The organism is Actinomadura sp. J1-007, from assembly GCF_009793335.1.
Classification (GTDB): domain Bacteria; phylum Actinomycetota; class Actinomycetes; order Streptosporangiales; family Streptosporangiaceae; genus Spirillospora; species Spirillospora yumaensis.
This window is the reverse complement of record NZ_WING01000001.1, coordinates 4,142,064-4,166,976: the sequence shown is the minus strand read 5'-3', so window position 1 is coordinate 4,166,976 and position 24,913 is coordinate 4,142,064. Positions and strand designations below refer to the sequence as shown.

Here is a 24,913-nt window from a genome sequence, read left to right as displayed (position 1 = left end):
TCCCCCTTACGGCCGAGGCCAGGGGTCCCGCCTCCCCCTCCTGCGGAGTACGACGTGCCACACCGCGCGCTGGAGGACCAGGGTCAGGGTCCCAGCGATGATCATCCCGGCGAAGTTCACGCCGAGCTGCGCGAGCGACCCGTCGATCTCGCTGCCGTGCTTGAGCGCGAGCGCCACCGCGAGGTTGCCCGCCGCCGGAACGGTGGTCACCGAGATGAACACCCCGACCAGCGCCGACGACTTGCCCGCCGTCATCGACAGCACGCCCGCCGCGCCCGCGAGCAGCGCCACGATGAACGACCACCGGTCCGGGCTGTAGATGAACGCGGTGAGCGGCCGCGACTCGGGCAGCCGCCCCACCTCGATCACCCCGATCCACCGGCTGACCAGGGCGCACACGTACGTGACGGCGATCGCCACCACGAACCCGATGACCAGGCTGCGCGTCGCGACGCCGATCCGGCGCCAGTCGTTGCGCAGCAGCCCGTAGCAGATCGCGGCGACCGCGCCGAACTCCGGCCCGAGCACCATCGCGCCGACCACCAGCACCGGCGAGTCGGTGAGCGCGGCGATCGCCGCGAGCTGCGTGGCGAGCGCGAGGAACGCCACGAACGACCAGGTCAGCGTGGCGCCCTCGGCGGTCTGCCGGTCCAGCTCCTCCCACACCACCGCGTCGTCGCCGAAGCCGGGGGCGCGCTCCTCGGCGCGTTCGGCGGCCTCCGACAGCGACAGGTCGATCTTCTCCAGCGCGATCGAGCCCTCCCGCTCGACCCCGAGGTCCTGGAGCTCGGCCAGCACCTCGTTGACCGCCTCGCGCGCCACGTCCGCCGTCACCAGGTCCCCCCGCGGCGAACGGGCCGCGCCGGGCACGACCACCACGTTCGTCGCCCCCGGGTTCCCGGCGAGGGCCGAGCAGACCCGGTCCGTACGGTCCTCGGGGACGATCGCTCTCAGATGCAGCACCCGCCCCATGCTGCCGTAACGGCCCCGCGAGCGTGGCGGGTCGGCCACACCCTAATCTGTGATCGTTTATTCGCCAGGAATCGGGCAAACGTCCACAGGGGGTCGGGCTGGTGCGTGGGTGAGGTCATGACACGACGGCACAGAACGGCACGAACGACAGAACCGGCACGACGGACCGCATCACGACCGGCCGGTCCACCGCGCGAAGCACGGACGGCGCGTCCGCCCGGTCCCTCCCGTCCGCCCGGTCCGCCCCGCCCGAGGCGGGTGGCCGCGGCGGCGCTGGCCGCGCTCGCGGCCGGTTCCCTGGCGGCGGGATGCGGCGCCGACGAGGGCCGCACCGACGCGTCCTCGGGACGGTCCTCCGGCGCCGCGAACTCGCACCCGCCGGGCCGCGACGCGGAACGGGCCCGCTCCGACCTCGCGTCCCTGCGGACCGCGTCCGAGTCGCACGGCGACGGCTACAGCCGCAAGAAGTTCGGCGTGCGCTGGAAGGACACCGACCACAACGGCTGCGACCAGCGCAACGACGTCCTGGCCCGCGACCTGCGCGACGTTCACAAGAACGGCCGCTGCGTCGTGGTCTCCGGCAAGCTCGCCGACCCGTACAGCGGGAAGGCCATCACGTTCGCCAAGTCCGACGCCGCCGAGGTGCAGATCGACCACGTCTACCCGCTCGCGCTGGCCTGGCGGATGGGCGCGTCCGGGTGGCCGGCCGACCGCCGCGAGCGGTTCGCGAACGACCACGCCAACCTGCTGGCGGTCTGGGGCGTCCCGAACCGCCAGAAGAGCGACTCGGGCCCCGGCGAGTGGAAGCCGCAGAAGGGCTTCCAGTGCGCCTACGCCGTCAAGTACGTGGCGGTCGCCAAGGAGTACGGCCTCCCGGTCACCTCTCCCGACCGCTCGGCCCTGCGCGGCTTCCTCGACCGCTGCTGATCCCTGACCGTTCCGACACCCTCCGGGCCGCCGCCCGACGGCCCGGCAGGGCGGGAACGGCCCGGCGGGGCGGGCCGCGGACCCCGCATAGGGTGGCCGCATGAGCAGCGACGGCAACGGGCACGACGCCCGGATCAACGGACAGACGGCGAACGACGACGAGGCGGCGCGGGACGGCGCCGACCTTCCCCGCGTCCGCACCGAACGGGGCGTCGGCGCCCGCGCGACCGGGGCCGAGGTGACCGGCGCGTCCGCGACCGGCTTCACCCTCCGCCTCGGCAACGCCTTCGGCTCGCTCGCCCTCGGCTCCATGGCGCTCGGCGCGATCGCGATCGGCGCCGTCGGCATCGGCAAGCTCGTCGTCAAGAAGGCGATCGTCGACCACCTGGAGGCGGGCACGGTCGAGATCAAGCACCTCAAGGTCGGCCGCCTGGACATCACCGACTCCTGACGGCCCCGCCCGCCCCCGAAGGCCGCGCGATGAGCGGTGCCTCGGGGACGGCGGGTCGGGACGGGGCGGCGGGTCAGGACAGGACGGCGGGTCAGGACGGGACGGCGGGTCAGGACAGGGCGGCGGGTCAGGACAGGGCGGTGCGGACGGTCTCGGCGAGGCGTTCGGCCACCTGCCGGGCCTGGTCCTCCGACGCGGCCTCCACCATGACGCGGACCATCGGCTCGGTGCCGCTCGGCCGGATCAGGACGCGGCCGGTGGCGCCCAGCTCCTCCTCGGCCGCCGCCACGGCGGCGGCCAGTTCGGGGGAGGTCTTGGCGCGCGCCTTGTCGACGCCCTTGACGTTGATCAGCACCTGCGGCAGCCGGGTCATCACCTTGGCCAGCTCGTCCAGCGGGCTGCCGCGGCGGGCCATCGCGGCGAGCAGGTGCAGGCCGGTGAGCACGCCGTCGCCGGTGCTGGCGTGGTCGAGCATGATCACGTGGCCGGACTGCTCGCCGCCGAAGCCGAAGCCGCCCTCCTTCATCGCCTCCAGCACGTACCGGTCGCCGACCGCGGTCTCGACCACGGTGACGCCCGCCTCGCGCATCGCGAGCTTGAACCCGAGGTTGGACATCACGGTCGCGACGACGGTGTCGGCTGTGAGGCGGCCCGTCTCGCGCAGCTCCAGCGCCAGGATCGCCATGATCTGGTCGCCGTCCACCACGTCCCCGGACGCGGTCACGGCGAGGCAGCGGTCGGCGTCGCCGTCGTTGGCGATGCCCGCGTCGGCGCCGTGCTCGCGCACGGCCGCCCGCAGCGCGTCCAGATGCGTCGAGCCGCAGCCGGAGTTGATGTTGAACCCGTCCGGCGCCGCCCCGATCGTGACCACCTCGGCGCCGGCCCGGCGCAGCGCCTCGGGGGCGACCTCGGAGGACGCGCCGTTCGCGCAGTCCACGACGACGCGCAGCCCGTCCAGCGAGGCGGGCAGGGTGGTCAGCAGGTGTGCCACGTACTGCTCGACGGCGCCGTGCGCCTCGCGGACGCGGCCGACGCCCGCGCCGGTCGGCGGCTCCCAGGCGCTGCCGAGGCCGGTCTCGATGCGGTCCTCGATCTCGTCGGCGAGCTTGTAGCCGCTGCGGTCGAAGAACTTGATCCCGTTGTCGGGCGCCGGGTTGTGCGACGCCGACAGCATCACGCCGAGATCGGCGGCCAGGGTGTGGGTGAGGTAGGCGACGGCGGGCGTCGGCAGCACCCCGAGCCGCAGCACGTCCACGCCGGCGCTCGCCAGCCCGGCCACCACCGCGGCCTCCAGGAACTCGCCGGACGCGCGCGGGTCGCGGCCGACCACCGCGAGGGGACGGTGGCCGCGGAAGGCGCCCTGCTCGCCCAGCACCCGCGCGGCGGCGACCGACAGGTCCATGGCCAGCGGCGCGGTCAGATCGCGGTTGGCGAGCCCGCGCACGCCATCGGTCCCGAACAGACGACCCACAGTTCAACTCCCGGAAAGACGGAAGACCGCACGGCCGCGCCCGGGGTCCCCTGCCCCGGTACGCCCCGCGCGGTCAAATCTAGTGCGCCCACCCGCCATGCCCCCAAACGTCGCGGCGCGCGTCGCGCGCCGCGCCGGCGGCCGTGCGTCCCTGGAAAGGTCCTGAAAAGCGGACGAGCCGCCGCACCCGGACGCGCCGACCATGCGGGGTCGGCCACGGAGAAGCTTTCGGGGTGCGACGGCTCGTACCGTCGATCAACGCTTGCTGTACTGCGGCGCCTTGCGGGCCTTCTTGAGACCGGCCTTCTTGCGCTCGGGCACCCGCGCGTCGCGGGTGAGGAACCCGGCCTTCTTCAGCGCCGGGCGGTGCTCGATGTTGGCGAACTGGAGCGCCCGGGAGATGCCGAGGCGCAGCGCGCCCGCCTGCCCGGTGGTGCCGCCGCCGTTGACGCGGGCGAGCACGTCGAACTGCCCCTCAAGGCCCAGCAGCACGAACGGCTCGTTCACGATCTGCTGGTGCACCTTGTTGGGGAAGTACTGGTCGAGCGTGCGGCCGTTGATGGTCCAGTTGCCCGTGCCGGGGACGATCCGCACCCGGGCGATGGCCTGCTTGCGGCGGCCGGTGCCCGCGGCGGGGCCGGTCGCGATCGGCTGGCCGAGCATGTCGGCGTCGGCGGCCTCGGGGCTCTCGGTGGTGTACTCCGACGGCGCGTCTTCGTACGAGTCGAACTCGGCGCCCTCCGCGGGCGCCTCGGTGCCGGTGGACTCGTCCACGGTTCTCCTTGGTCTTCTAGCCAGGGCGGCTGGCCCGCGCCACGCGTGTCGCGTCGGGTGCCCCGGCGGCCTCTGGACGGCCGGACGTCGTCGCCCGGCCGCTCTTGCGGTCGTTCTCGCGCTGCCCTGCTCGCGCTACTTCTGGACCTGGCTGATCTGCGTGATCTCGAACGGCACCGGCTTCTGGGCCTGGTGCGGGTGCTCCGGACCGGCGTAGACCTTCACCTTGCCGAACATCTTCCGGCCGAGGGAGTTCTTGGGCAGCATGCCCTTGATCGCCTTCTCGACGGCCCGCTCGGGGTGCTTGGCCAGCAGGTCGGCGTAGGTCACCGACCGCAGACCGCCCGGGTAGCCCGAGTGCCGGTAGGCGAGCTTGCGCTCGGCCTTGTTGCCGGACATGGTCACCTTGCCGGCGTTCACGATGACGACGAAGTCACCGGTGTCCAGGTGCGGGGCGTAGATCGGCTTGTGCTTACCCCGAAGCAGCTGTGCGACCTGACTGGCGAGCCGACCCAGCACGACATCGGTCGCGTCGATGACGTACCACTGACGCTGCACATCAGCGGGCTTAGGGGTGTACGTGCGCACGGTCGTTGGCCTTCGTTTCTCGTCGACTTCTCGGTGGCTCCTGTTCACGCCGATCAGAAACCAGGTCCGACTCGACGCTCCGGGAGGCCGGGGCCCGAACATGGGGATCACCAGATCCGCATTGAGGGCGCACCGACACATGGATGCGATCTCGACCGCCCGTTGCGGGCAGGCGTCGTCGCATACAACAAACCCGCAGGATACCCGGCCGCACGGGCAAGGGTCAAAACGGGCCGTCGTGACAGTCTCCCAGCCACTCTCCAGTATGCCCCATGCCGTCCGATGCCCGGACCCCGATCGCCGCCGGCGGCCCCGAACGGTCTCGTCCGGACGCGGGACCCGTACGCATATATAGGGATAAGGTGCCGCCGACCGGTCCACGCCGGCGCCGCCGGCCCGCACCCGGGAGCCCCCGCTGTCCCCTCCCCGCAGACAAGGCCCCGCCCCCGACGACGCTTTCCCGAGAGCCCGCGACACGTTGGCCTCCGGGCCTCCCGAACGTCCTACAGCGCACGCGTATCAGAACCGAGGCGACACCTCTCCCAGGCGCATGACCGCGTCCACCCGGCCGACGGCCGCCTCCCCTGGACGGCCGGGAGCCGGCTCCTCCGCCCGGCGTTCCGGCAGGCCCGGCGGACGGCGCCGTTCTGCGGTCGCGCTCGCGGCCGTGGTCACCGGATCGGGCCTCGCCATCGGGACGGGCGTCGCGATCGACCGGCTCGTCCTGCCCGAGCTGCGCACCGAGCCGAGCGCCGCGTCGGCCGCCGCGCGGCCCACGGCGCCCCGCGCGTCCGACGTGGCCGGCGACCGGCGTCCCGGAACGTCCGGCGGCGCACGCGGAGCCCCCGCGAACGGCGCGGCGCCCGCCGGGCCCGTGACGACCCCGCCGCTCAAGGAACTGCGCGTCCCGGCCCGTACGGACGCGCCGTCCCCGAAGACGACACCGTCCAAGAAGGCGTCGCCGCCCTCCGGGGACGCTCCGCCGCCGGGATCGGCCGGGCCGGAGACCGCCGTGGCGCTGCTGACCAACACCGAACGCGCGAAGGCGGGCTGCCCCGCGCTGCGCATCGACCAGCGCCTCGTGACGGCGGCGCGGCGGCACTCCGCCGACATGGCCGCGAACGGCTACTTCGACCACACCTCCCGCAACGGCGACAGCCCGTGGAAGCGGATGGAGGACGCGGGCTACCCCAGCCCCGGCGCGGAGAACATCGCCAAGGGCTACTCCACGGCGGCGGCCGTCGTCGCGGGCTGGATGAAGAGCCCGGGGCATCGCGCCAACATCCTCAACTGCAAGCTCCGGGCGATCGGCGTCGGCCGCGCGGGCGGCTCCGGCGGCCCCCTGTGGACGCAGGATTTCGGCTGGAAATAGCGCTGAACTGGGCCGCCGGGACGACCTTCGACAAACGCCCGGCGCCCGGTTCGCCCCCATGTCATGGTTGGTGTTCCGAAGGTCCAGAGCCATGAATGAGGAACGGTAAGGTCCAACGCATGGGTTATCCGGGCGATCAAGGCAAACCCGGTGGCTGGTCTCCGGACCAGCCGCCGCAAGCGCCGTACGGCCCCGGAGCGGAACGGCCCGAAGCGGCACCGTACGGCAACGACAAGGACGAGTCCCCCTTCACCCGGCGCGGCGGAGAAGCGTTCGGAGGCGAGGCGTTCGGAGGCGCCGAGCCGTTCGGAGGCTCGGACAGGTTCGGCGGGGCCGAGCAGTTCGGTCCGGCGTCATCGACCTCTTCGACCTCCTCGGCCTCCTCCGACTCTTCCGGCTTCTCGGGCTCCTCGTGGGGCGACGACCCCGCGGGCGCGACCCTCCAGGCCCCGGGCTCCTTCACCGGCCAGGACGCCGGCGGCTCCGGAACCGGTCCGTTCGGCGTTCCCCCTGGCGCGCAGTCGCACGGGCAGGGCGGTTTCGACGCCCCCGGCGGATTCGGTGGATTCGGCGGTTCAGGAGACCAGGGCGAGCAGGGAGGCTTCGGCTTCGACGCTCCGGGCGGCCCCGGAGAACCCGGTTACGGCTTCTCCGACGCTCCTCCCGGCGGCGGGCACGACTCGTTCGGCGGATCCGACCCGTCCGGCGGTCCAACGCCGCCGCAGCGGCGCCGCAACCTTCCCCTCATCATCGGCGGCGCGGCCGTCGCCGGGCTCGTCCTCATCGGCGGCGGCGTCGGGCTGTCGTCGATGATGAAGGACGACCCCAAACCCAAGGAGAAGGCTCCCGCCGCGGTGTCCAAGAGCCCCGCGCCGAAGCCCTCCCCCACCGTCCCGGCCCTGGAGCCGGTGAAACTGAAGAGCCGCAACACCGACCCCAAGCCGCTGACGCTGAGCGAGGTGTTCGGCAAGAAGACGTTCAAGTCGGGCGGCCAGAAGTACGTGCGGACCGCCGCCAGCGCCAAGCGCGGCTGCAAGGGCGTCGTCGGCGGCGTCAAGCTGACCGGCACCCTGAAGAAGGGCGGCTGCACGCAGACGCTCCGCGCCACGTACGCGCGCGGCGACGGCAAGCTCATCGGTACGGTCGGCGTCCTCAACCTCAAGACCGAGACCGCCGCCAAGCTCGCCGTGAAGGCCGCGGCCGCCAAGGACGCGTTCCTCCAGGCGCTGCCCGGCGCGGGCACCACCAAGAAGATCGGCAAGGGCGAGGCGCTCGGCACCGCCGAGGCGCGCGGCCACTACCTGGTGATGACCTGGGTGCAGCGCCCGGACGGCAAGAAGATCCCGCCCGCCTACCACAAGACCGTCTCCGCCTTCGGCACGCAGGTCGTGAAGGACAGCAACCTCAGTTTCGCGCTGGCCTACAGGGAAACCGAAGGTAAGCCCTACCGAGACTGACCAGTATGAATACTCTGTCTGCTTATGTCTGGACCTAGAGAGACCCGGGAGACCGCCGGGGAGCCGGGGGCGTCGAGCGTCCCCGGAACCCCGGCGCCGCCCAGTTTCGGCAGCGCGGGTCCCGCCGACGACAACGGCGTCCCCGCGCCCGCCGAAGCGGCCTCCACCGATACCGCTCCCGCCGGCCCGGGCTCCGGCTCCGCCGAGGAGCCGGAGCCGACGGCCACCGGCCCCCTGCGGCTCCGGCCGTTCGGCTTGCAGACCCCCTGGTGGGCGGCCGACGCCGAGGACGACGAGGCCCCGTCGCCCGCCGAACCCCAGGCTCCCCAGCCCCCCGCCACGCACACCCCCGACGAGCCGGAGCCCCCGCAGGCCCCGGCCGCCCCGTACACCCCCGCCACTCCGGACGCCTCGTCCGAGACCTCCGCCCCCATCCCGGCGGCCCCCGAAGCCCCCGCCCCTGAGCCCTTCACAGCGGCCCCGTCCCCCGACGCCGACATCCCGGAAACGGATGGCGGCACGAACGGCCCCGACGCCGACGAACCCGGCACCCTCGTCTTCGGCGCCCCCACGACCCCCGCCCCGCCCGCACCGCGAGCGCAGGCAGAGGACGCGACCGAGGCGCCGGAGCCGTCCAAGCCCATCAGCCCGAGGACTTCGAGATGCCGCCGGGGACGCTGGTCGCGGGCATCGGCGTTCCGAGCGTCGACAGCCGCCGCGCCGTCCCGGCCGAACCGATCGTCCAGCGCCCCACGCCCACGTTCGCCGACACCGATCCCGACGGCATCCCGGTCATCACCCCTGAGACCGAGCCCCGAACGAGCCCCCGAACGAGCCGACGAACGACTCCGCGACCACCCGCGCCGACGGCATCCCCATCGTCGTCGACCTCCCCAAGCCCCCGCGCCACCCCAGGACGCCCCGGCCCCCAGAACGACGCCCCGCGCCCTTGGGCCGTCCCGCCCCCGCAGACCAGTTCGTCAACCCCTGACGACAAAGCCCCTCAGAACAAGGACGTTCGCCCCGACGAGGACAAGCCAGAGGACGCCTCCCCTCCGAAGGACGCCTCCCCTCCGAAGGACGACACTCCTCAGAAGCACGACGCCGACCAGACCGCGGACGACGGCTCCGAGCACGACGACTCCGAAGACGCCTCCGGCGGCGGGGCGCTGGCACCGGTACTGGTACCGGACGCGATCCTGCCGCCGGGCGTGACACCGCCCGCCGACGATTCCGTGCCGATCGCCCAGGCGGCCGTCGGCCAGGCGCTCGGCGGCCACGGGGACTCGGCCGCGACCGGGGCGACCGTGATCACGCCCATCTACCACGCCGAGGGCGGGATCCCGATCGGGGACGGGGCGCACGGCTACGACGCGACCGGCGCGACGGCGGCGTTCAGCAGTACGACCGGGACGTTCGGCGGCGGCATCTTCGAGCCGGGAACGGCCGCGCCCAAGCCGCAGTCCGAGCCGGTGCCCAGCATCCGCAAGCCGCTGCTGATCGGCAGCGGAGTGGCGGTGGCGATCGTGGGCGCGGTGACCGTGTTCTCCCTGGTCGCCGCCGGTTCCGGAGGCGACGGCAAGGCCCGCGGGGCCGCCGACCCCGCGCCCGGTTCGCGGCCCGCGACGAGTGCCGCGCCGTCCGTCCCGCCGTCGCCGCCACCGCCGAAGCCGGTGGACATCACCAGCGAGAAGACCGACACCAAGCCGCTCGCGCTCGCCGAGGCGTACCCGCTGAGCGCGCTCGACCTCGGCGGACGCTCGTACGTGCGCGACCGCTCGTCCGTCAACCACCGCTGCTCGCTCGCGGCGCGCGGCGTGATGGCGCAGGCCCTCAAGCGGGAGGGCTGCCGCAGCGTCGTCCGCGTGACGTACCTCGACAAGGAGAAGGCCCTCGCGGTCACCTCCGGCATCGCGTCGATGCCGGACCGGCCCGTCGCCCTCAAGGTCAGCAAGGCGGGCGATCCGAGCAGGTACGAGTGGTTCCGAGGCATGGCCGGGAAGAACTCACAGCAGATCGACCAGGCCGGCGGGTACGCGGTCAGCACGGTCCGCGGCCGCTACATCATCTACTCGTACGCCACGTACGCGGGCGGGAAGCGGCCGAAGCCCGGCGACAAGACCCTCAAGAGAGTCGCGCAGCAGTTCCTGGACTACAGCGTCCGCCCGATCGACGCCCGCGCGCACGGCCGCGCCTGAGCCTGGGCACCACCGCCCCGTCCACGGCGGGCCCGGGTCGTACCTCCCGCGCCCCTGGCCCGCCGAGCCCTTTCACACGGCCCGGACGCCCGATGCCCGCTAGGCCGTCCGCCCAGGCCCGACACCGTTGACGCCGCCCGACCCGTTGACACGGGGACCTTCGGCGGGACGCCAAGCAACGCTGTACGCAGACAGTGCGGTGCTGCCCTTCTCAGGGGCACCGTCGCCGCCCGTCCCGCTCTCTCCCCCGCCCTCGACACGGTCGGTCCCCTCAGAGCCCTCCGCGCCGTCGGCGTCGTCCCTCGCCTCTGCGCCCGCGGTGCCGTGGGCGGCGTTCAGGGTGCGGACGCGGCGCGTCTGCTGTGCCCGCAGGGCGAGGCCCTCGTCGTCCGGGTAGCGGATCTCCTCCAGCGACAGGCCGTGCGCGGGCGCCACGTTCACCCCGGAGTCGCGGACACGGGCGGCGAGCACCTGCGCGGGCCACTCGACGTCGCGGCGGCCGTCGCCGACCATCAGCAGCGCGCCGACGAGCGCGCGGACCATGGAGTGGCAGAACGCGTCGGCCTCGACGGTCGCGACCGCGATGTGCCGCTCCTCCCGGTGCCACTCGTACCGCTGGAGCTCCCGGATCGTCGTCGCGCCCTCGCGCTTGCGGCAGTACGCGGCGAAGTCGTGCTCGCCGGTGAGCAGCACGGCGGCCTCGTTCATCCGGTCGAGGTTGAGGGGCCGCGGGTGCCAGAGGACGTCGCGGCGCCGCAGCGGCGCGACGCCGACCGGGTTGTCGCACACCCGGTACTCGTAGCGGCGCGACAGCGCGGAGAAGCGGGCGTCGAAGCCCTCGGGCGCGACCGTCACCGACCACACCCGCACGTCGGCGGGGAGCATCCCGGCGAGGCGGCGCGGCATGGTCCCGTTGACCTGGGAGTACGCGGCGACCGGCAGGACGACGTGGGCGACCTGGCGGCTGGCGTGCACGCCCGCGTCGGTACGGCCCGCGACGGTGAGCACCGGCCCCGGGTCCAGCCGCAGCAGCTTGGCGAGCGCGTCCTCGATGACGCCCTGGACGGTGCGCTGGCCGGGCTGGCGGGCCCAGCCCGCGAAGTCCGACCCGTCGTAGCCGATCTCAAGCCGGAGCCGTACGAGTGCGGTCATGTCAGCCGGAGTGTCCCTGTCCAAAATCGCCTGCCCAACGTCCTGCCCGTGCGCACCGCCGTCCGTCGGGCACACCCTCGACACGTCCCCCCGCGAACCGTCGCCCCCCTGCCGTGACCATGGGGTCAAGTCTGGCAAAGATCAGGCCCGCCGTCCCGTAGCGGAACGGCGGGCCCTCACGAAAATCGAGCAAACGCTCGCAGGGGACGCGTGACCCCTACTTGCCGTCCGCCTTCTCGTCCTGCTCCGCGCCCTCGGCCGCGGTGTCCTCCGCGGCGTCGGCCTTGGCCTCGGCCGGGGTGTCCTCGGCGGTGTCGGCGGCCGTCGGGGCCTCCTCCCGCGCCGGGGCGGCGGCCGGAGCCGCGCCGGTGGAGGCCGACATCTGCTCCTGCACCAGCTCGATCACGGCCATCGGGGCGTTGTCGCCCTTGCGCGGCCCGATCTTGGTGATGCGGGTGTAGCCGCCGGGACGGGTCTCGAAGCGCGGCGCGATCTCGGTGAAGAGCTCGTGCACGACGCCCTTGTCCCGGATCACCCTGGCCACCTGGCGACGGTTGTGCAGGTCGCCCTTCTTGGCCTTGGTGATCAGCTTCTCCGCCAGCGGACGCACCCGCCGGGCCTTGGCCTCGGTGGTGGTGATGCGGCCGTGCTCGAACAGCGCCGTCGCCAGGTTGGCCAGGATCAGGCGCTGGTGCGCGGCGCTCCCGCCGAGGCGGGCGCCCTTGGTGGGCTGGGGCATGGTCGTTCCTTCCTGCGCCGGCCGTATCAGGTACCGACGTCAGCCGATGTCCGGCGGCGAACCATCGCCACCACCGGACGGGACGTTCTGAGCCCCCGGTCAAAGGGCCCGCGGTCACGCGAGTGCGTTAACCGTCCGGGGAGGCGAGCCTCCCCGGACAGATCGCGAAGCGATGCAGCACTCGCAAAGTCCCGGTCAGGGTACGAGCCGCCAGGCGAGTGCCCTGGGCCGGGACTTCGATCAATACTGCTCGGTCTCGGCGTAGCCCGCGTCGTCGTCGCCGTAGTTGTCGGCCGCCGCGCTCGGGTCGAACCCGGGCGGGGAGTCCTTCAGCGAGAGGCCCATGTCGTTGAGCTTCTGCTTGACCTCTTCGATCGACTTGGCGCCGAAATTCCTTATATCCAGAAGGTCCTGCTCGCTGCGGGCGACCAGCTCGCCCACAGAGTGGATGCCCTCGCGCTTGAGGCAGTTGTAGGAGCGGACCGTGAGGTTGAGCTCCTCGATCGGCAGGGCCAGGTCCGCGGCGAGCGCGGCGTCCGTGGGGGACGGGCCCATGTCGATGCCCTCGGCCTCGACGTTGAGCTCCCGGGCGAGGCCGAACAGCTCGACGAGGGTCTTGCCGGCGGACGCGACCGCGTCGCGCGGCAGCATCGCCTGCTTGGTCTCCACGTCCAGGATGAGGCGGTCGAAGTCGGTGCGCTGCTCGACTCGGGTCGCCTCGACCTTGTAGGTGACCTTGAGGACGGGCGAGTAGATCGAGTCGATCGGGATCCGGCCGATCTCCTGGCCCGGCTGCTTGTTCTGCGCGGCCGAGACGTAGCCGCGGCCGCGCTCGACCGTCAGCTCCATCTCCAGCTTGGCCTTGTTGTTGAGCGTCGCGATGTGCAGGTCCGGGTTGTGGACCTCCACGCCCGCGGGCGGCGCGATGTCGGCCGCCGTGACCTCTCCGGGGCCCTGCTTGCGCAGGTACATCACCACGGGCTCGTCGTGCTCGGACGAGACGACGAGCTCCTTGAGGTTGAGGATGATGTCGGTGACATCCTCCTTCACGCCCGGCACGGTGGAGAACTCGTGCAGGACGCCCTCGATGCGGATGCTGGTGACGGCGGCGCCGGGGATCGAGGAGAGCAGGGTACGACGCAGCGAGTTGCCGATCGTGTAGCCGAAGCCCGGCTCCAGCGGCTCGATGGTGAACCGGGACCGGTACTCGTCGACCTGCTCTTCGGTGAGAGTCGGACGCTGAGCGATGAGCATGGTTGATGCCTTCTTTCCGCGGTGCCCGCTATTTGACTACCGCGTTCTCTATTCTGCCCTGTTCCGCCGGGAATCCACCCCGCTCGGACGGACGGGCCGTCGGAACGGGGCGGACCCCGGCGAGGGTGGCCGCCGCGGCGGCGCGGCGAGGCGTCGCCGCGGCGGCCGGTGAGCCCCTACTTGGAGTAGAGCTCGACGATCAGCTGCTCCTGGACGGGAGCGTCGATCTGCTGCCGGACGGGCAGCGAGTGGACGAGGATCCGCATCTTCTCGGAGTCGACGCCCAGCCACGCCGGGACGGGCCGGTCGCCGGCCTCGGCCTTGGCGACCTGGAACGGCGTCATCTCCAGCGACTTGGACTTGACGTCCACGATGTCGGCCTCGCCGACCAGGGCCGACGGGATGTCGACCTTCTTGCCGTTGACCCGGATGTGCCCGTGGCGGATCAGCTGGCGGGCCATGTCGCGCGACTTGGCGAAGCCCGCGCGGTAGACCACGTTGTCGAGGCGGCGCTCCAGCAGGGTGAGCAGGTTCTCACCCGTCTTGCCGCCCTGCCGGTTGGCCTCGACGTAGTAGTTGCTGAACTGCCGCTCCAGCACGCCGTAGATGCGCTTGGCCTTCTGCTTCTCACGGAGCTGAAGCAGGTACTCGGTCTCCTTGGGGCGACCGCGGCCGTGCTCACCCGGCGGGTAGGGGCGGATCTCGATCGGGCACTTCGGGCCCTCGCACTTGCTGCCCTTGAGGAACAGCTTCATCTTCTCGCGGCGGCAAAGCTTGCAGTCCGCGCCGGTGTAACGAGCCATTGTTCTAGTTCTCCCCTGCCTCAGACCCGGCGACGCTTGGGCGGGCGGCAGCCATTGTGCGGAACGGGCGTGACGTCCTGGATCGAGCCGACCTCGAGGCCGGTCGCCTGGAGCGACCGGATCGCGGTCTCGCGGCCCGAGCCCGGGCCCTTCACGAAGACGTCGACCTTGCGCATGCCGTGCTCCATCGCGCGCCGGGCGGCGGCCTCGGCGGCCTGCTGCGCGGCGAACGGGGTCGACTTGCGGGAGCCCTTGAAGCCCACGTGGCCGGAGGAGGCCCAGGAGATCACGTTCCCGTTGGGGTCGGTGATCGAAACGATCGTGTTGTTGAACGTGCTCTTGATGTGGGCGTGCCCGTGAGCGACGTTCTTCTTCTCCTTGCGGCGCACCTTCTTGGCGCCGACACGGCTCTTGGGAGGCATCTGCTCTCTCTACTCCTGAGGTCATCGATCCGGACGGACCGAGAGGTCCGGACGGACTACTTCTTGCCGGCCTTCTTCTTGCCGGCCACGGTCTTCTTCTTGCCCTTGCGGGTGCGCGCGTTGGTCTGGGTGCGCTGGCCGTGCACGGGCAGCCCGCGGCGGTGCCGGACACCCTGGTAGCAGCCGATCTCGATCTTGCGGCGAATGTCGGCCTGCACCTCGCGGCGCAGGTCGCCCTCGATCTTGTAGTTCGCCTCGATCCAGTCGCGGAGCTTGACCAGTTCGTCGTCGCCCATCTGGTGGACCCGCAGGTCCCCGCTCACGCCGGTGCCCGCGAGGGTCTCCAGCGCGCGCGTCCTTCCGATGCCGAAGATGTAGGTGAGAGCGACCTCAAGGCGCTTTTCGCGCGGGAGGTCGACGCCGAGGAGGCGTGCCATCTTTGGGCAGTTCCCTTCATTGCGCGGAGGTATGGACACATCGCGCCCGCACACACCCTGCCCGGGTGGCGGCCCCGGCCTCCGACGGTCCGAGGGTCCCTCCACATGCCGGTGCCGTACGACCTGATCAAGGCCCCCGGAGGACCGGGGGTCCCTCACGCGAAAACCGCCGCGAGGGTGGAAGCGGCGCCGTTCCCCGAGGGGAGCGGCCGTGCCTCCGGCCAGGAAGTCGTACGGCCCGTATGTGAAGACTTGCGATGCGCTTCGAGTTGTCAGACTGCGCGTTGCCGGGCGGCCCGCTCTCGCGGGCCCTCCGGTACCGCCGGGCGCGCGCCCGGCGCGCCGGTCAGCCCTGGCGCTGCTTGTGGCGCGGGTCGGAGCAGATGACCATGACCCGGCCGTGCCGGCGGATGACGCGGCACTTGTTGCAGATCTTCTTGACGCTCGGCTTGACCTTCACTGGGTCTCCTAAGGGACAGGGTCACCCCCGCGCCGCCACACGCGGGGAAGGCAACCCCAGTGGGTGTTACTTGTAGCGGTAGACGATCCGACCGCGCGTGAGGTCGTAGGGGCTCAACTCCACAACGACGCGGTCGTCCGGCAGGATTCGGATGTAGTGCATCCGCATCTTGCCGCTGATGTGGGCGAGCACCTTGTGCCCGTTGTCGAGCTCCACCCGGAACATGGCGTTCGGGAGGGACTCGATGACGGTGCCCTCGATCTCGATGGCCCCTTCTTTCTTGGGCATGTCCTCCGCGCTTCGCTGATCGGCTCATTGGACTGCGGCCCGGAGCCCCGGGAAACGGGGGACCGACCGCACCCGTGCGACAGCGCCGAAAGCGCCGGAACAGAGAAGGGGCGGTCAACAGCGGACCGACATAGGAGTCTACGTCACCGGGCCGCCGAATGCGAAATTGTCGCACGATCCGGCTCCGGAGACTGCTCCCGACACAAGCATACCTCGGCTCCGCGTTGTACCTTTCCAGGAGGAAGGACGTCCAGGGAGGATCAGCATGCCGAGCTATGACTTCGCGCTGATCCTCAGCCGTCCCCTCTACGAGGACGAGCTGGACCCGCTGTTCGACCGCACGCACGGGGCCGTCACGGTCTCGATCATCAGCGAGCCGCAGCACGCCGAGCGCCCCGGCAACGCGTCCTGCTCGTGGCAGGGCGGCACCCTCGCCGCCGCGATCATGGAAGTGGTCGCGCACGTCGAGACGAGCGCCCCCGGGCTGCACGTGCTGCGCGTGGAGGCCGACCCGCTGCTGACCATCCGCGACATCGCCGAACGCGTCGGGCGCTCGGTCGACTCGGTCCGCCTGTCGATCACCGGCGCGCGCGGGCCCGGCGGCTTCCCCGCCTCGGAGATGTCCACCGCGGGGCACCGGCTGTGGCGCTGGTCCAAGGTCGCCGCCTGGTACGGCCTGGAGGACCCCCAGCTCGTCGAGGCCCGTCCGACGGCCCAGGCCATCAACGGCTGGCTGGCCCTCAGGGACGTCGTCCCGGACGTGGCGCCCGCGCCCGAGGAGATCACCTCGGCCCTCTCCGCGGTGATCCCGCACGTCGCTTGAAGGCCACGGGCCCCGGACGCGTGACCCCGCGCGCCGCGGCCGCGCGCCGTCCGCCACGGCGCGACACGCCGGAAAGCAGCAGGATTTTCGTCACCGTTCACGCCCCCACCAGGTCGGCGAGGGTGTAGGCGGCGGCGAACGTCGCGTAGACGATCAGATCGTCCGCGTACGCACCGCGCGCCTCGTCGTAGCGGCCCGCGCACGTGATCAGCCGCAGCTCCGGCCGCTCCCCCTCGGCGGGCGAGCGCGCGGCGGTGAACGCGGCCTTCGGCACCTGCCTGGCCGAGGCCACCCGGAACACCGCCACCGTGCCGTCCGCCCGTACGACTCCGACGACCGCGCCGACGCGCAGCTCGGCCAGGCGGGCGAACACCCCGGGGCCCGAGGGCGGGCCCGCCGGGTCGTGCCGGTTGCCGACGAGCACGGCCACGCCGGGCTCGCCGGGGGCGGGCCCCGGCACGCGCCAGCCCGCCACGCCCTCCCCCGCCGGAGCGGGCGCGGGGCCGTCCGCGCCGTCGCGGACGTGCGCGACGGCGGCGTTCACCTTGATCGCGGGGATCACCACGGCGGTGGGCAGCGACCAGCCGAGCAGCCCCGGCAGCGGGACCGGCCCGGTCGCGCGCGCGGGCTCGGCGGGACGCGGCGGCCGTCCGCGCGTGTAGGCGCACCGCCCGGAACGGCGGCGGCACGGGTCAGCCATCGCGCCCCGATCCGCGCCACCGGGCGAGAACGACGCCGGCGGCGGCCGGGACGAGCGCCACGGCACCGCCCGCGGAGGCCCGTAGAGCCCGACGGCGGCCGGAACGGCCCGTACGTCTCGCGGCCCCGGGCCGGAGGGCCCCCGTCCCGACCCTAGGATTGCCAGGGGAAACGGGGACCTCGGGCACCGGCCGGCGCCGCGCTCCCGCGGCGCGCCGGACGGTCGTCGCGGCGGGCGGCGCGGCGCGGTACAGCGCCGCGTCCGCGGTCGTCGTGCGGGTCATCGCCTCCCCGGCGGGCTCCGGTGACGGAACGGAGCACGTGATCTTCTTCTCCCCGGGGCGGGTCGACAGTCCGGTCAACCGGACGCAAAGATCGTTCCAGCACCGGGCCCGGCGTCCCCGCGCCGTGCCCGCCGGAACCGGGGTGCGACCGGCCGCGGTGTCCGTGATGTGCTTACCGGAGGGGGAGGATCAATGGCGATCATCGCGCAGCTCAGCGACATCCACCTGGCGGCGGGGCGGGACGGCGAGGTGGACGACGGTTCGGGCCCGGTGCGCGCCCTGCGCGCGGCGGTGTCGAGCCTGCTGTCGCTCCCGGCGCGGCCGGACGCCGTCGTCCTCACCGGCGACCTCGCCGACGGGGGCCGACCCGCCGAGTACGCGCGGCTGCACGCGCTGCTGTCCCCCCTGCCGATGGCCGTCTACCCGATGCCGGGCACCCACGACGACCGCGACGCGCTGCGCGCCGCGTTCGCCGACCACCCCGCCGTCGCGGCCTCCGGCGACGGCGCCGCCCCGCAGGCGCCCGTGCAGTACGCGGCCGACGTGGCCGGCGCGCGGCTCGTCTGCTGCGACACCACGGTCCCCGACGAGCAGTACGGCCGCATGGACGCCGAACGGCTCGACTGGCTCGACCGGACGCTCGCCGAGGAGCCCGCCAGGCCGACGGTCGTGGCGACGCACCACCCGCCCTACCCGATCGGGATCCGGTTCATCGACGACATGGGCTTCGCCGACCCGGCCGCGTTCGCCGAGGTGATCGCCCGGCACCCGCAGGTCGTCCGGATCATCAGCGGGAGCGTGCACCGCGGGTCGGTCGGGTCGCTCGCCGGAACGGTCAGCACGACCTGCCCGAGCACCTACCGGCAGCTCTTCCTCGACCTCACGCAGCCGGGGCGCGCCGCGGTCACCGGGGAGCCCGCCGGGTTCGCCGTCCACCTCGTCTCCGACGACGGCTCGGCGACCACCCACTTCGTCCCCACCGGCAACTACCGGCCCCTCATGGACGTCGAGTGACCGCCGCGGAGCAGCCGCAGACGCCGGACGAACGGCCCGCACGAACGACCCGTACGAACGGGCGCCGTCAGCGGCGCGGGCCGCGGACCATGCCGATGACCAGGGCCAGCCCCACGGGCCCGCGATCCACACCCACCACGGGTAGACCAGGTTGCCGGCCAGGGCGAGGATCATCCAGATCCCGAAGTTGATCCCGCTGACGGCCGCCCACGCCGACCACTGGGCCGCCGCTCCGCCGCGCCAGTGGGCCGCGTCCCCGCGCGGACGGCGCGCGGGCACGCTCGCGGTGCCCTTCTGCGACGCCGGGAACGGGAGCTGGTGCAGGTCCTCCTCCGGCAGGTCGGACGTGACCTCCTGGAGCTCCCCGAGCGTCTTGGACGCGTAGACGACCTCGATGCGCTCCTGGAGTTCGTCGGTCGTGATCCGGCCCTCGGCGCAGTGCTCGCGCAGGCTGGCCGCGACCCGGTCGCGGTCGGCGTCCGAGGCCCGCATGTCCGGGTTCGGCGCCATACCGGTCCCCTCTCTCGTCGGGCCCCTCAGGGGGTCACGCCCCCAGCTTCGCGAACCACTCCCGGCCCTCGTCAAGGGCCGTCAGCACCCGCGGACCGTCCTCGGTCACCGCGAACGTGTGCTCGAAGTGCGCCGACGAACGGCCGTCGGCCGTGATGACCGTCCAGCCGTCCTCCAGCTCGACGGTCTCCTTGGTGCCGAGGTTGACCATCGGCTCGACCGCGAAGCACATCCCGGGCTCCAGGACGGGCCCGAACCCGGCGGCGCCGTGGTTGGGGATCAGCGGGTCCATGTGCATCTCGGTGCCGATGCCGTGCCCGCCGTACCCCTCGACGATGCCGTACGGGCCCTGAGAGCGGATGTACGCCTCGATCGCGTGCGACATGTCGGTGAGGTGGGCCCCGGCCACTCCGGCCCGCAGACCGTGCCACAGGGACGTCTCGGTGACGTCCAGCAGGGTCCGGAGCTCCGCGGAGATCTCGCCGACCGGGACGGTGATCGCCGAGTCGCCGTGCCAGCCCTCGACGATCGCGCCGCAGTCGATCGAGATCACGTCGCCGTCGCGCAGCACCTTGGTCGCGCGCGGGATGCCGTGCACGATCTCCTCGTTGATCGAGGCGCAGATCGTGCCGGTGAAGCCGTGGTAGCCCTTGAACGAGGGGACGCCGCCGTTGTCGCGGATGTTCGCCTCGGCGAGCGTGTCGAGATCGAGGGTCGTGATACCCGGCTTCACGGCCTCGCGGAGCAACTGGAGCGTCTCGCCGACCAGCAGGCCGGCCTTGCGCATCAGCTCGATCTGCTCCGCGGTCTTCATCTGGATCGCGGGCCTGCGCCGTTTGAACATCTCTCCCCCTGAACCGGGCCGCCGTCTCCTCGGGTCCGGCCCGACGGGGCCCTCCGGGGCGCCGCGGCGGTGCGGAGCCCCGGGCGGCGCGCCCGGCGCCGCTCCGTCACTTCTCCAGCGGGCGGAGCGCGGCGAGGGCGCGCTTGGTGACCTCTTCGACCGGGCCGGTCGCGTCGATGCCGACCAGAATGCCCTCATCAGCATAGAACTGCACGAGAGGTGCCGTGTCGTGCCGGTAGACCTCCAGCCGGTGCATGACGACCTCTTCCTTGTCGTCGTCGCGCTGGAACAGGTGGCCGCCGCAGTCGTCGCAGATGTCGTCCTGCTTGTCGTCGAAGTCGACGTGCCAGATCCGCCCGCACTTGTCGCAGGTGCGGCGGCCCGACAGCCGGCGGACGACCTCGTCCTCGTCGACGACGAGCTCCAGGACGATGTCGAGCCGGGTGTCCCACTCGGCGAGGATCTTCTTCAGCGTCTCGGCCTGCGGGACGTTGCGCGGGAACCCGTCGAGCAGGAAGCCGTCGCGGGCGTCGTCCTCGCCGAGCCGGTCCCGCACCATCGCGATCGTGACCTCGTCGGGGACGAGGTCGCCGCGGTCCATGAACTCCTTGGCCTGCCGGCCGAGCTCGGTGCCGCCGCTGACGTTGGCGCGGAAGATGTCACCTGTCGAGATCTTCGGGATGGACAGATGCGATGCGATGAACTGGGCCTGCGTCCCCTTGCCCGCACCCGGGGGGCCCACCAGGACGATACGCACTACCGGAGGAAGCCCTCGTAGTTGCGCTGCTGTAGCTGACTCTCGATCTGCTTCACGGTATCCAGTCCGACGCCGACGACGATGAGGATGCTCGTGCCACCGAACGGGAAGTCCTGGCTGGCGTTCAGGAGTGCGAACGCCACCATCGGGATCAGGGCGACGAGCCCCAGGTACAGGGCACCGGGAGTGGTGATCCGGGTCAGCACGTAGTCGAGGTACTCGGCGGTCGGCCGACCAGGACGGATACCTGGGATGAACCCACCATACTTCTTCATGTTGTCGGCTACTTCAGTGGGGTTGAACGTGATCGCCACGTAGAAGTAGGTGAAGAAGATGATGAACACGAAGAAGATCGCCATGTGCCAGGCGTTGCTCTGCTGGAGGTAGGGCTGGATCTTCTGGAGCCACTTGGTGTTGGGCCACAGCTGCGTCGCCAGCACCGGCAGGTACAGCAGCGATGAGGCGAAGATCACCGGGATGATGCCCGCCTGGTTGACCTTCAGCGGGATGTAGGTCGAGGTGCCGCCGTACATCCGGCGCCCGACCATCCGCTTGGCGTACTGCACCGGGATGCGGCGCTGCGCCTGCTCGACGAACACGACGCCCGCCATGATCGCCAGGCCGACGATCAGCACCAGGGTGAAGACGAAGCCGCCCTTGGACTTGTAGATGCTCCAGAACTGGCCGGGGAACACCGCGACCACCTGGGTGAAGATCAGGATCGACATGCCGTTGCCGACGCCGCGGTCGGTGATCAGCTCGCCCAGCCACATGATCACCGAGGTGCCCGCCACCATGACGATCACCATCGTGATGATGGGGAAGACGCCCTTCTCGTGCAGCACGTCCCCGCCGCCGGACACCCCCTGGAAGAGCTGCCCGCTGCTCGCCATCGCCACGACGCCGGTCCCCTGCAGGATCGCCAGTCCCACGGTGAGATACCGTGTGTACTGAGTGATCTTGGTGGTGCCGGCCTGGCCCTCCTTCTTGAGGGCCTCCAGCCTCGGGATCACCACCGTCAGCAGTTGCAGGATGATGCTCGCGGTGATGTACGGCATGATGCCGAGCGCGAAGACCGACAGCTTCAGCAGCGCGCCGCCGCTGAACAGGTCGACCAGGCCGTAGAGCTGGTTGCTCTTCTTGGCCGCGTCGGCGGTCTCCCGCAGCACTTCCACGTTCACGTTGGGGGTGGGCAGGTTCTGCCCGATCCTGAACACCAAGATGATGAACAGCGTGAACAACAGCTTTTTACGCAGGTCAGGCGTACGGAAAGCCCGAGCGAACGCGGTCAGCACCATTCCTCCTGCGCGACAGGGTCATCCTTGGCCGCCGAGGGGCCGGGTCCAGGTCCATGATCGGCGTGCCGGGGGCTCAGCCGAGCCACCGCCGCCGGTGAGACTCTAACAGCAGATGAGACCGGGGCCGCCCCGCCGTGCGCGCGGCCTTTTCGGCCTTTGGCACAAGGCGAACACGGCCCCGGCATCAAATGTGTCCTTCTTTACAACTCGTCCGCGGTTCCGCCGGCGGCGACGATCTTCTCCTTGGCGGATCCGGAGAAGGCGTGCGCCTTCACCTGGACCGCGACGGAGATGTCGCCGGAGCCGAGGACCTTGACCGGACGGTTCCGGCGCACCGCGCCCTTCGCCGCCAGGTCCTCCGCGGTGACCTCGCCGCCCTCGGGGTACAGCTCCGCGAGCTTGTCCAGGTTGACCACCTGGAACTCGACCCGGTTGGGGTTCTTGAAGCCCTTGAGCTTCGGGACCCGCCGGATGAGCGGCATCTGCCCGCCCTCGAAACCGACCGGGACGGTGCTGCGGGCCTTGGTGCCCTTGGTGCCGCGACCGGCGGTCTTGCCCTTGGACGCCTCGCCGCGACCCTTGCGGATCTTGCTGCGGTTGGCGCCGGGGGCCGGACGCAGGTCGTGCACCCGGAGCGGCGTGCCCTCGGTGGCGTCGGCCTTGGAAAGGTCAGCCATCGTCAGTCGACCTCCTCGACGGTGACCAGGTGCGCCACCGTCCGGATCATGCCGCGCACCTGCGGGGTGTCCTCGCGGACGACGCTCTGCCTGATCTTCTTCAGGCCGAGGGTGCGCAGCGTGTCACGCTGGTTCTGCTTCTCGCTGATCACGGACTTGCGCTGCGTGATCCTGAGCTGGGTCATGACGCGACCTCCTGCCGGGGCTCGCTGCCGGCGGCGCGGGCGCGCAGCATGGCGGCCGGCGCGACGTCCTCGATCGGCAGGCCGCGCTTGGCCGCGATCTCCTCCGGACGCTTGAGCGCCTTGAGCCCCGCGATCGTCGCGTGCACGATGTTGATCGCGTTGTCGCTGCCCAGCGACTTGCTCAGCACGTCGTGGATGCCGGCGCACTCCAGCACGGCGCGCACCGGACCGCCGGCGATGACGCCGGTACCGGGGCTGGCCGGGCGCAGCAGGACCTCGCCCGCCGCGTCGCGCGCCTGCACCAGGTGCGGGATGGTGCCCTGGATCCGCGGCACCTTGAAGAAGTGCTTCTTGGCCTCTTCGACGCCCTTGGCGATCGCCGCGGGCACCTCCTTGGCCTTGCCGTAGCCGACGCCGACGGTGCCGTTGCCGTCACCGACGATCACCAGGGCGGTGAAGCTGAAGCGACGACCGCCCTTGACGACCTTGGCGACGCGGTTGATCGCCACGACCTTCTCGATGTACGACTGGCCCTTGTCGGCGCCACCGCGGCGGTCGTCGCGGCGGCCGTCGCGACGGTCGCCACCCTGACCGCCACCACGCCTCTGCGCTGCCATCAGTGGTTCCTCTTCTCGTTGGTCGAAAGGGCCATCACAGCTCCAGGCCCCCTCGCGCGCGCCGTCCGCGACCGCGGCGATGCGCCCGTGGTACTTGTTGCCGCCGCGGTCGAAGACCACGGCGGACACGCCGGCCTGCTTGGCCCGCTGGGCGACGAGCTCGCCCACCTTGCGGGACTTGGCCGTCTTGTCGCCCGCGTCGGCGCGCAGGTCGGCCTCCATCGTCGAGGCGTAGGCCAGCGTGTGGCCCTTGCTGTCGTCGATGACCTGGACGAACATGTGCCGGCTGGAACGGGTCACGACCAGGCGAGGACGGACGGCGCTGCCGACGACCTTCTTCCGGACCCGCAGGTGCCGGCGCTTGCGGGACTTGGCCCGCGCCGACGTGGCCTTCGCGGCCAGGGTCTTCGTGCCTGCCATGACTACTTACCAGCCTTTCCGACCTTGCGGCGGATCTGCTCGCCTTCGTAGCGCACGCCCTTGCCCTTGTACGGGTCGGGCTTGCGCAGCTTGCGGATGTTGGCGGCGACCTCGCCGACCTTCTGCTTGTCGATGCCCTCGACGACGAGCTGGGTCGGCCGCTCCACCGTGAAGGTGATGCCCTCCGGCGGCTCGACCGTGATCGAGTGGCTGTAGCCGAGGGAGAACTCCAGGTTCTTGCCCTTGGCGACCACGCGGTAGCCGACGCCCTGGATGACCAGGGTCTTCTTGTAGCCCTCGGTGACGCCGACGACCATGTTGTTGATCAGCGACCGGGTCAGGCCGTGCAGAGCGCGCACGGTGTTGATGTCGTTCGGCCGGGTCACGGTGACCTGGCCGTCCTCCAGCCGGACCTCGATCGGGTCCGACACCGTGTGCGACAGCGTGCCCTTCGGCCCCTTGACGGTGACCTCCCGGCCTTCGACCTGGATGTCGACACCGCCGGGCACGGCGATGGGGAGACGTCCGATACGAGACATTGTTAGAGCCCTCCCCTCACCAGACGTAGGCGAGGACTTCCCCGCCCACGCCGCGCTTGCCCGCCTGCCGGTCCGTCATCAGGCCGGAGGACGTCGAGATGATCGCGACGCCCAGTCCGCCCAGCACCCTCGGCAGGTTGTCCTTCTTCGCGTACACCCGAAGACCCGGCTTCGAGACGCGCTTGATGCCCGCGATCGAACGCTCGCGGGTCGGGCCGAACTTGAGCTCGATCACGAGCTTCTTGCCGACCTCGGCGTCCTCCACGCTCCACCCCGAGATGTAGCCCTCCTGCTGGAGGATCTCGGCGATGTGCGCCTTGATCTTCGAGTACGGCATGCCCACCGAGTCGTGGTACGCCGAATTCGCGTTCCGCAGACGCGTCAGCATGTCTGCGATCGGGTCGGTCATCGTCATGGCCTACAGGCCCTCCCTCGCCACGGTTTCCGTACGGACCTTTGGCGCGGTCGTGGGCACCTTCGT

28 protein-coding genes and 3 pseudogenes are annotated in these 24,913 nt (G+C 71.6%); 8 read left to right on the top strand and 23 right to left on the bottom strand.

Annotated elements, in window-relative coordinates:
• Positions 1–6: 6 nt before the first annotated feature.
• On the bottom strand, positions 7–963 hold the full coding sequence (locus GEV43_RS19045) for a DUF389 domain-containing protein (RefSeq protein ID WP_160821850.1): 957 nt from the start codon (positions 961–963) through the stop codon (positions 7–9).
• Between the two features lie 267 nt (positions 964–1,230).
• On the opposite strand from GEV43_RS19045, the gene GEV43_RS19040 reads away from it, so the two are divergent.
• Both GEV43_RS19040 and GEV43_RS19035 read left to right on the top strand, forming a co-directional pair.
• On the top strand, positions 1,231–1,899 hold the full coding sequence (locus GEV43_RS19040) for an HNH endonuclease family protein (protein WP_309239710.1): 669 nt from the start codon (positions 1,231–1,233) through the stop codon (positions 1,897–1,899).
• Positions 1,900–1,999: 100 nt separating this feature from the next.
• Positions 2,000–2,350 carry a hypothetical protein gene (locus GEV43_RS19035; protein ID WP_175250087.1) on the top strand — a complete coding sequence of 117 codons (351 nt, stop codon included), beginning with the start codon at positions 2,000–2,002 and terminating at the stop codon, positions 2,348–2,350.
• Positions 2,351–2,477: 127 nt separating this feature from the next.
• On the opposite strand, the gene glmM is transcribed toward GEV43_RS19035, so the two are convergent.
• From glmM to rplM, 3 genes are all read right to left on the bottom strand, one after another.
• Positions 2,478–3,821 (bottom strand): phosphoglucosamine mutase, encoded by a 1,344-nt coding sequence (gene glmM, locus GEV43_RS19030; protein ID WP_160821848.1) that lies wholly within the window; start codon positions 3,819–3,821, stop codon positions 2,478–2,480.
• Positions 3,822–4,076: 255 nt separating this feature from the next.
• A complete protein-coding gene (gene rpsI / locus GEV43_RS19025; RefSeq protein WP_160821847.1) occupies positions 4,077–4,595 on the bottom strand; it encodes a 30S ribosomal protein S9 in 519 nt (172 codons plus the stop codon).
• Positions 4,596–4,730: 135 nt separating this feature from the next.
• On the bottom strand, positions 4,731–5,183 hold the full coding sequence (gene rplM, locus GEV43_RS19020; protein WP_160821846.1) for a 50S ribosomal protein L13: 453 nt from the start codon (positions 5,181–5,183) through the stop codon (positions 4,731–4,733).
• A 550-nt stretch (positions 5,184–5,733) separates the two neighbouring features.
• On the opposite strand from rplM, the gene GEV43_RS19015 reads away from it, so the two are divergent.
• From GEV43_RS19015 to GEV43_RS19005, 3 genes are all read left to right on the top strand, one after another.
• Positions 5,734–6,555, top strand: coding sequence for a CAP domain-containing protein (locus GEV43_RS19015; RefSeq protein WP_160821845.1), 822 nt, complete (start codon positions 5,734–5,736; stop codon positions 6,553–6,555).
• A 119-nt stretch (positions 6,556–6,674) separates the two neighbouring features.
• Complete coding sequence (locus GEV43_RS19010; RefSeq protein ID WP_160821844.1) at positions 6,675–8,012, top strand: hypothetical protein; 1,338 nt, start codon at positions 6,675–6,677, stop codon at positions 8,010–8,012.
• A 662-nt stretch (positions 8,013–8,674) separates the two neighbouring features.
• Positions 8,675–10,210, top strand: coding sequence for a hypothetical protein (locus GEV43_RS19005; protein WP_160821843.1), 1,536 nt, complete (start codon positions 8,675–8,677; stop codon positions 10,208–10,210).
• 327 nt (positions 10,211–10,537) lie between these two features.
• Here the strand turns inward: GEV43_RS19005 and truA are convergent.
• The 8 genes and pseudogenes from truA to infA all read right to left on the bottom strand — a co-directional run.
• Positions 10,538–11,362, bottom strand: a pseudogene (truA, locus tag GEV43_RS19000) (tRNA pseudouridine(38-40) synthase TruA); the annotation flags it as partial.
• A 217-nt stretch (positions 11,363–11,579) separates the two neighbouring features.
• Positions 11,580–12,101 carry a 50S ribosomal protein L17 gene (rplQ, locus tag GEV43_RS18995; protein WP_160821841.1) on the bottom strand — a complete coding sequence of 174 codons (522 nt, stop codon included), beginning with the start codon at positions 12,099–12,101 and terminating at the stop codon, positions 11,580–11,582.
• A gap of 240 nt (positions 12,102–12,341) precedes the next feature.
• Positions 12,342–13,355 carry a DNA-directed RNA polymerase subunit alpha gene (locus GEV43_RS18990; RefSeq protein WP_131758573.1) on the bottom strand — a complete coding sequence of 338 codons (1,014 nt, stop codon included), beginning with the start codon at positions 13,353–13,355 and terminating at the stop codon, positions 12,342–12,344.
• 176 nt (positions 13,356–13,531) lie between these two features.
• Positions 13,532–14,158, bottom strand: a complete 627-nt coding sequence (gene rpsD, locus GEV43_RS18985; protein ID WP_160821840.1) for a 30S ribosomal protein S4 — start codon at positions 14,156–14,158, stop codon at positions 13,532–13,534.
• A gap of 20 nt (positions 14,159–14,178) precedes the next feature.
• Positions 14,179–14,580: a 30S ribosomal protein S11 gene (gene rpsK, locus GEV43_RS18980; protein WP_021596710.1), complete on the bottom strand. Its 402-nt coding sequence runs from the start codon at positions 14,578–14,580 to the stop codon at positions 14,179–14,181.
• Positions 14,581–14,636: 56 nt separating this feature from the next.
• A complete protein-coding gene (gene rpsM, locus GEV43_RS18975; protein ID WP_160821839.1) occupies positions 14,637–15,017 on the bottom strand; it encodes a 30S ribosomal protein S13 in 381 nt (126 codons plus the stop codon).
• A gap of 346 nt (positions 15,018–15,363) precedes the next feature.
• Positions 15,364–15,477 carry a 50S ribosomal protein L36 gene (gene rpmJ, locus GEV43_RS18970; RefSeq protein ID WP_021596712.1) on the bottom strand — a complete coding sequence of 38 codons (114 nt, stop codon included), beginning with the start codon at positions 15,475–15,477 and terminating at the stop codon, positions 15,364–15,366.
• 66 nt (positions 15,478–15,543) lie between these two features.
• On the bottom strand, positions 15,544–15,765 hold the full coding sequence (gene infA, locus GEV43_RS18965; protein WP_018657567.1) for a translation initiation factor IF-1: 222 nt from the start codon (positions 15,763–15,765) through the stop codon (positions 15,544–15,546).
• A 265-nt stretch (positions 15,766–16,030) separates the two neighbouring features.
• Here infA and GEV43_RS18960 point away from each other — a divergent pair, with 265 nt between their 5' ends.
• The gene (locus GEV43_RS18960; RefSeq protein ID WP_160821838.1) at positions 16,031–16,588 is read left to right on the top strand and encodes a hypothetical protein; all 558 of its coding nucleotides are present in this window, start codon (positions 16,031–16,033) and stop codon (positions 16,586–16,588) included.
• Between the two features lie 97 nt (positions 16,589–16,685).
• On the opposite strand, the gene GEV43_RS18955 is transcribed toward GEV43_RS18960, so the two are convergent.
• Entirely contained in the window at positions 16,686–17,288 is a 603-nt protein-coding gene (locus tag GEV43_RS18955) for a sortase domain-bontaining protein (RefSeq protein ID WP_160821837.1), read from the bottom strand.
• Between the two features lie 475 nt (positions 17,289–17,763).
• Between GEV43_RS18955 and GEV43_RS18950 the strand changes: the two genes are divergently transcribed.
• Entirely contained in the window at positions 17,764–18,585 is an 822-nt protein-coding gene (locus GEV43_RS18950; RefSeq protein WP_160821836.1) for a phosphodiesterase, read from the top strand.
• Between the two features lie 187 nt (positions 18,586–18,772).
• Positions 18,773–18,970, top strand: a complete 198-nt coding sequence (locus tag GEV43_RS50515) for a hypothetical protein (protein WP_241682952.1) — start codon at positions 18,773–18,775, stop codon at positions 18,968–18,970.
• 8 nt (positions 18,971–18,978) lie between these two features.
• Here the strand turns inward: GEV43_RS50515 and GEV43_RS50510 are convergent.
• The 10 genes and pseudogenes from GEV43_RS50510 to rpsH form a co-directional block, all read right to left on the bottom strand.
• Positions 18,979–19,077: pseudogene (locus GEV43_RS50510) on the bottom strand (DUF1707 domain-containing protein); the annotation flags it as partial.
• A gap of 52 nt (positions 19,078–19,129) precedes the next feature.
• Complete coding sequence (gene map, locus GEV43_RS18940; RefSeq protein ID WP_160821835.1) at positions 19,130–19,939, bottom strand: type I methionyl aminopeptidase; 810 nt, start codon at positions 19,937–19,939, stop codon at positions 19,130–19,132.
• Between the two features lie 106 nt (positions 19,940–20,045).
• The gene (locus GEV43_RS18935) at positions 20,046–20,696 is read right to left on the bottom strand and encodes an adenylate kinase (RefSeq protein ID WP_160821834.1); all 651 of its coding nucleotides are present in this window, start codon (positions 20,694–20,696) and stop codon (positions 20,046–20,048) included.
• Positions 20,696–21,991 (bottom strand): preprotein translocase subunit SecY, encoded by a 1,296-nt coding sequence (gene secY / locus GEV43_RS18930; RefSeq protein WP_160824620.1) that lies wholly within the window; start codon positions 21,989–21,991, stop codon positions 20,696–20,698. Before secY ends, GEV43_RS18935 begins: the two co-directional genes overlap by 1 nt.
• A 203-nt stretch (positions 21,992–22,194) precedes the next feature.
• A complete protein-coding gene (gene rplO, locus GEV43_RS18925) occupies positions 22,195–22,671 on the bottom strand; it encodes a 50S ribosomal protein L15 (protein WP_160821833.1) in 477 nt (158 codons plus the stop codon).
• 2 nt (positions 22,672–22,673) lie between these two features.
• Complete coding sequence (gene rpmD / locus GEV43_RS18920) at positions 22,674–22,856, bottom strand: 50S ribosomal protein L30 (RefSeq protein WP_160821832.1); 183 nt, start codon at positions 22,854–22,856, stop codon at positions 22,674–22,676.
• A complete protein-coding gene (gene rpsE, locus GEV43_RS18915) occupies positions 22,853–23,476 on the bottom strand; it encodes a 30S ribosomal protein S5 (protein ID WP_160824619.1) in 624 nt (207 codons plus the stop codon). Before rpsE ends, rpmD begins: the two co-directional genes overlap by 4 nt.
• Positions 23,477–23,521: 45 nt before the next feature.
• Positions 23,522–23,893, bottom strand: a pseudogene (gene rplR / locus GEV43_RS18910) (50S ribosomal protein L18); the annotation flags it as partial.
• A gap of 2 nt (positions 23,894–23,895) precedes the next feature.
• Complete coding sequence (gene rplF, locus GEV43_RS18905; protein WP_160821831.1) at positions 23,896–24,432, bottom strand: 50S ribosomal protein L6; 537 nt, start codon at positions 24,430–24,432, stop codon at positions 23,896–23,898.
• A 16-nt stretch (positions 24,433–24,448) separates the two neighbouring features.
• Positions 24,449–24,847 (bottom strand): 30S ribosomal protein S8, encoded by a 399-nt coding sequence (rpsH, locus tag GEV43_RS18900; protein WP_160821830.1) that lies wholly within the window; start codon positions 24,845–24,847, stop codon positions 24,449–24,451.
• Positions 24,848–24,913 lie beyond the last annotated feature (66 nt).

Excerpts from the sequence above, each read along its gene's own strand:
- GEV43_RS19015 (WP_160821845.1), top strand. The coding sequence starts at position 5,734 with ATGACCGCGTCCACCCGGCCGACGGCCGCCTCCCCTGGACGGCCGGGA.
- rpsK (WP_021596710.1), bottom strand. The coding sequence starts at position 14,580 with ATGCCTCCCAAGAGCCGTGTCGGCGCCAAGAAGGTGCGCCGCAAGGAG.
- rpmD (WP_160821832.1), bottom strand. The coding sequence starts at position 22,856 with ATGACCCAGCTCAGGATCACGCAGCGCAAGTCCGTGATCAGCGAGAAG.
- rplF (WP_160821831.1), bottom strand. The coding sequence starts at position 24,432 with ATGTCTCGTATCGGACGTCTCCCCATCGCCGTGCCCGGCGGTGTCGAC.
- GEV43_RS19035 (WP_175250087.1), top strand. The coding sequence starts at position 2,000 with ATGAGCAGCGACGGCAACGGGCACGACGCCCGGATCAACGGACAGACG.
- GEV43_RS19010 (WP_160821844.1), top strand. The coding sequence starts at position 6,675 with ATGGGTTATCCGGGCGATCAAGGCAAACCCGGTGGCTGGTCTCCGGAC.
- rpsD (WP_160821840.1), bottom strand. The coding sequence starts at position 14,158 with ATGGCTCGTTACACCGGCGCGGACTGCAAGCTTTGCCGCCGCGAGAAG.
- GEV43_RS18955 (WP_160821837.1), bottom strand. The coding sequence starts at position 17,288 with ATGGCTGACCCGTGCCGCCGCCGTTCCGGGCGGTGCGCCTACACGCGC.
- rplQ (WP_160821841.1), bottom strand. The coding sequence starts at position 12,101 with ATGCCCCAGCCCACCAAGGGCGCCCGCCTCGGCGGGAGCGCCGCGCAC.
- GEV43_RS18990 (WP_131758573.1), bottom strand. The coding sequence starts at position 13,355 with ATGCTCATCGCTCAGCGTCCGACTCTCACCGAAGAGCAGGTCGACGAG.
- GEV43_RS18950 (WP_160821836.1), top strand. The coding sequence starts at position 17,764 with ATGGCGATCATCGCGCAGCTCAGCGACATCCACCTGGCGGCGGGGCGG.
- map (WP_160821835.1), bottom strand. The coding sequence starts at position 19,939 with ATGTTCAAACGGCGCAGGCCCGCGATCCAGATGAAGACCGCGGAGCAG.
- infA (WP_018657567.1), bottom strand. The coding sequence starts at position 15,765 with ATGCCCAAGAAAGAAGGGGCCATCGAGATCGAGGGCACCGTCATCGAG.
- rpsH (WP_160821830.1), bottom strand. The coding sequence starts at position 24,847 with ATGACGATGACCGACCCGATCGCAGACATGCTGACGCGTCTGCGGAAC.
- rpsM (WP_160821839.1), bottom strand. The coding sequence starts at position 15,017 with ATGGCACGCCTCCTCGGCGTCGACCTCCCGCGCGAAAAGCGCCTTGAG.
- GEV43_RS18960 (WP_160821838.1), top strand. The coding sequence starts at position 16,031 with ATGCCGAGCTATGACTTCGCGCTGATCCTCAGCCGTCCCCTCTACGAG.
- GEV43_RS19005 (WP_160821843.1), top strand. The coding sequence starts at position 8,675 with ATGCCGCCGGGGACGCTGGTCGCGGGCATCGGCGTTCCGAGCGTCGAC.
- rplO (WP_160821833.1), bottom strand. The coding sequence starts at position 22,671 with ATGGCTGACCTTTCCAAGGCCGACGCCACCGAGGGCACGCCGCTCCGG.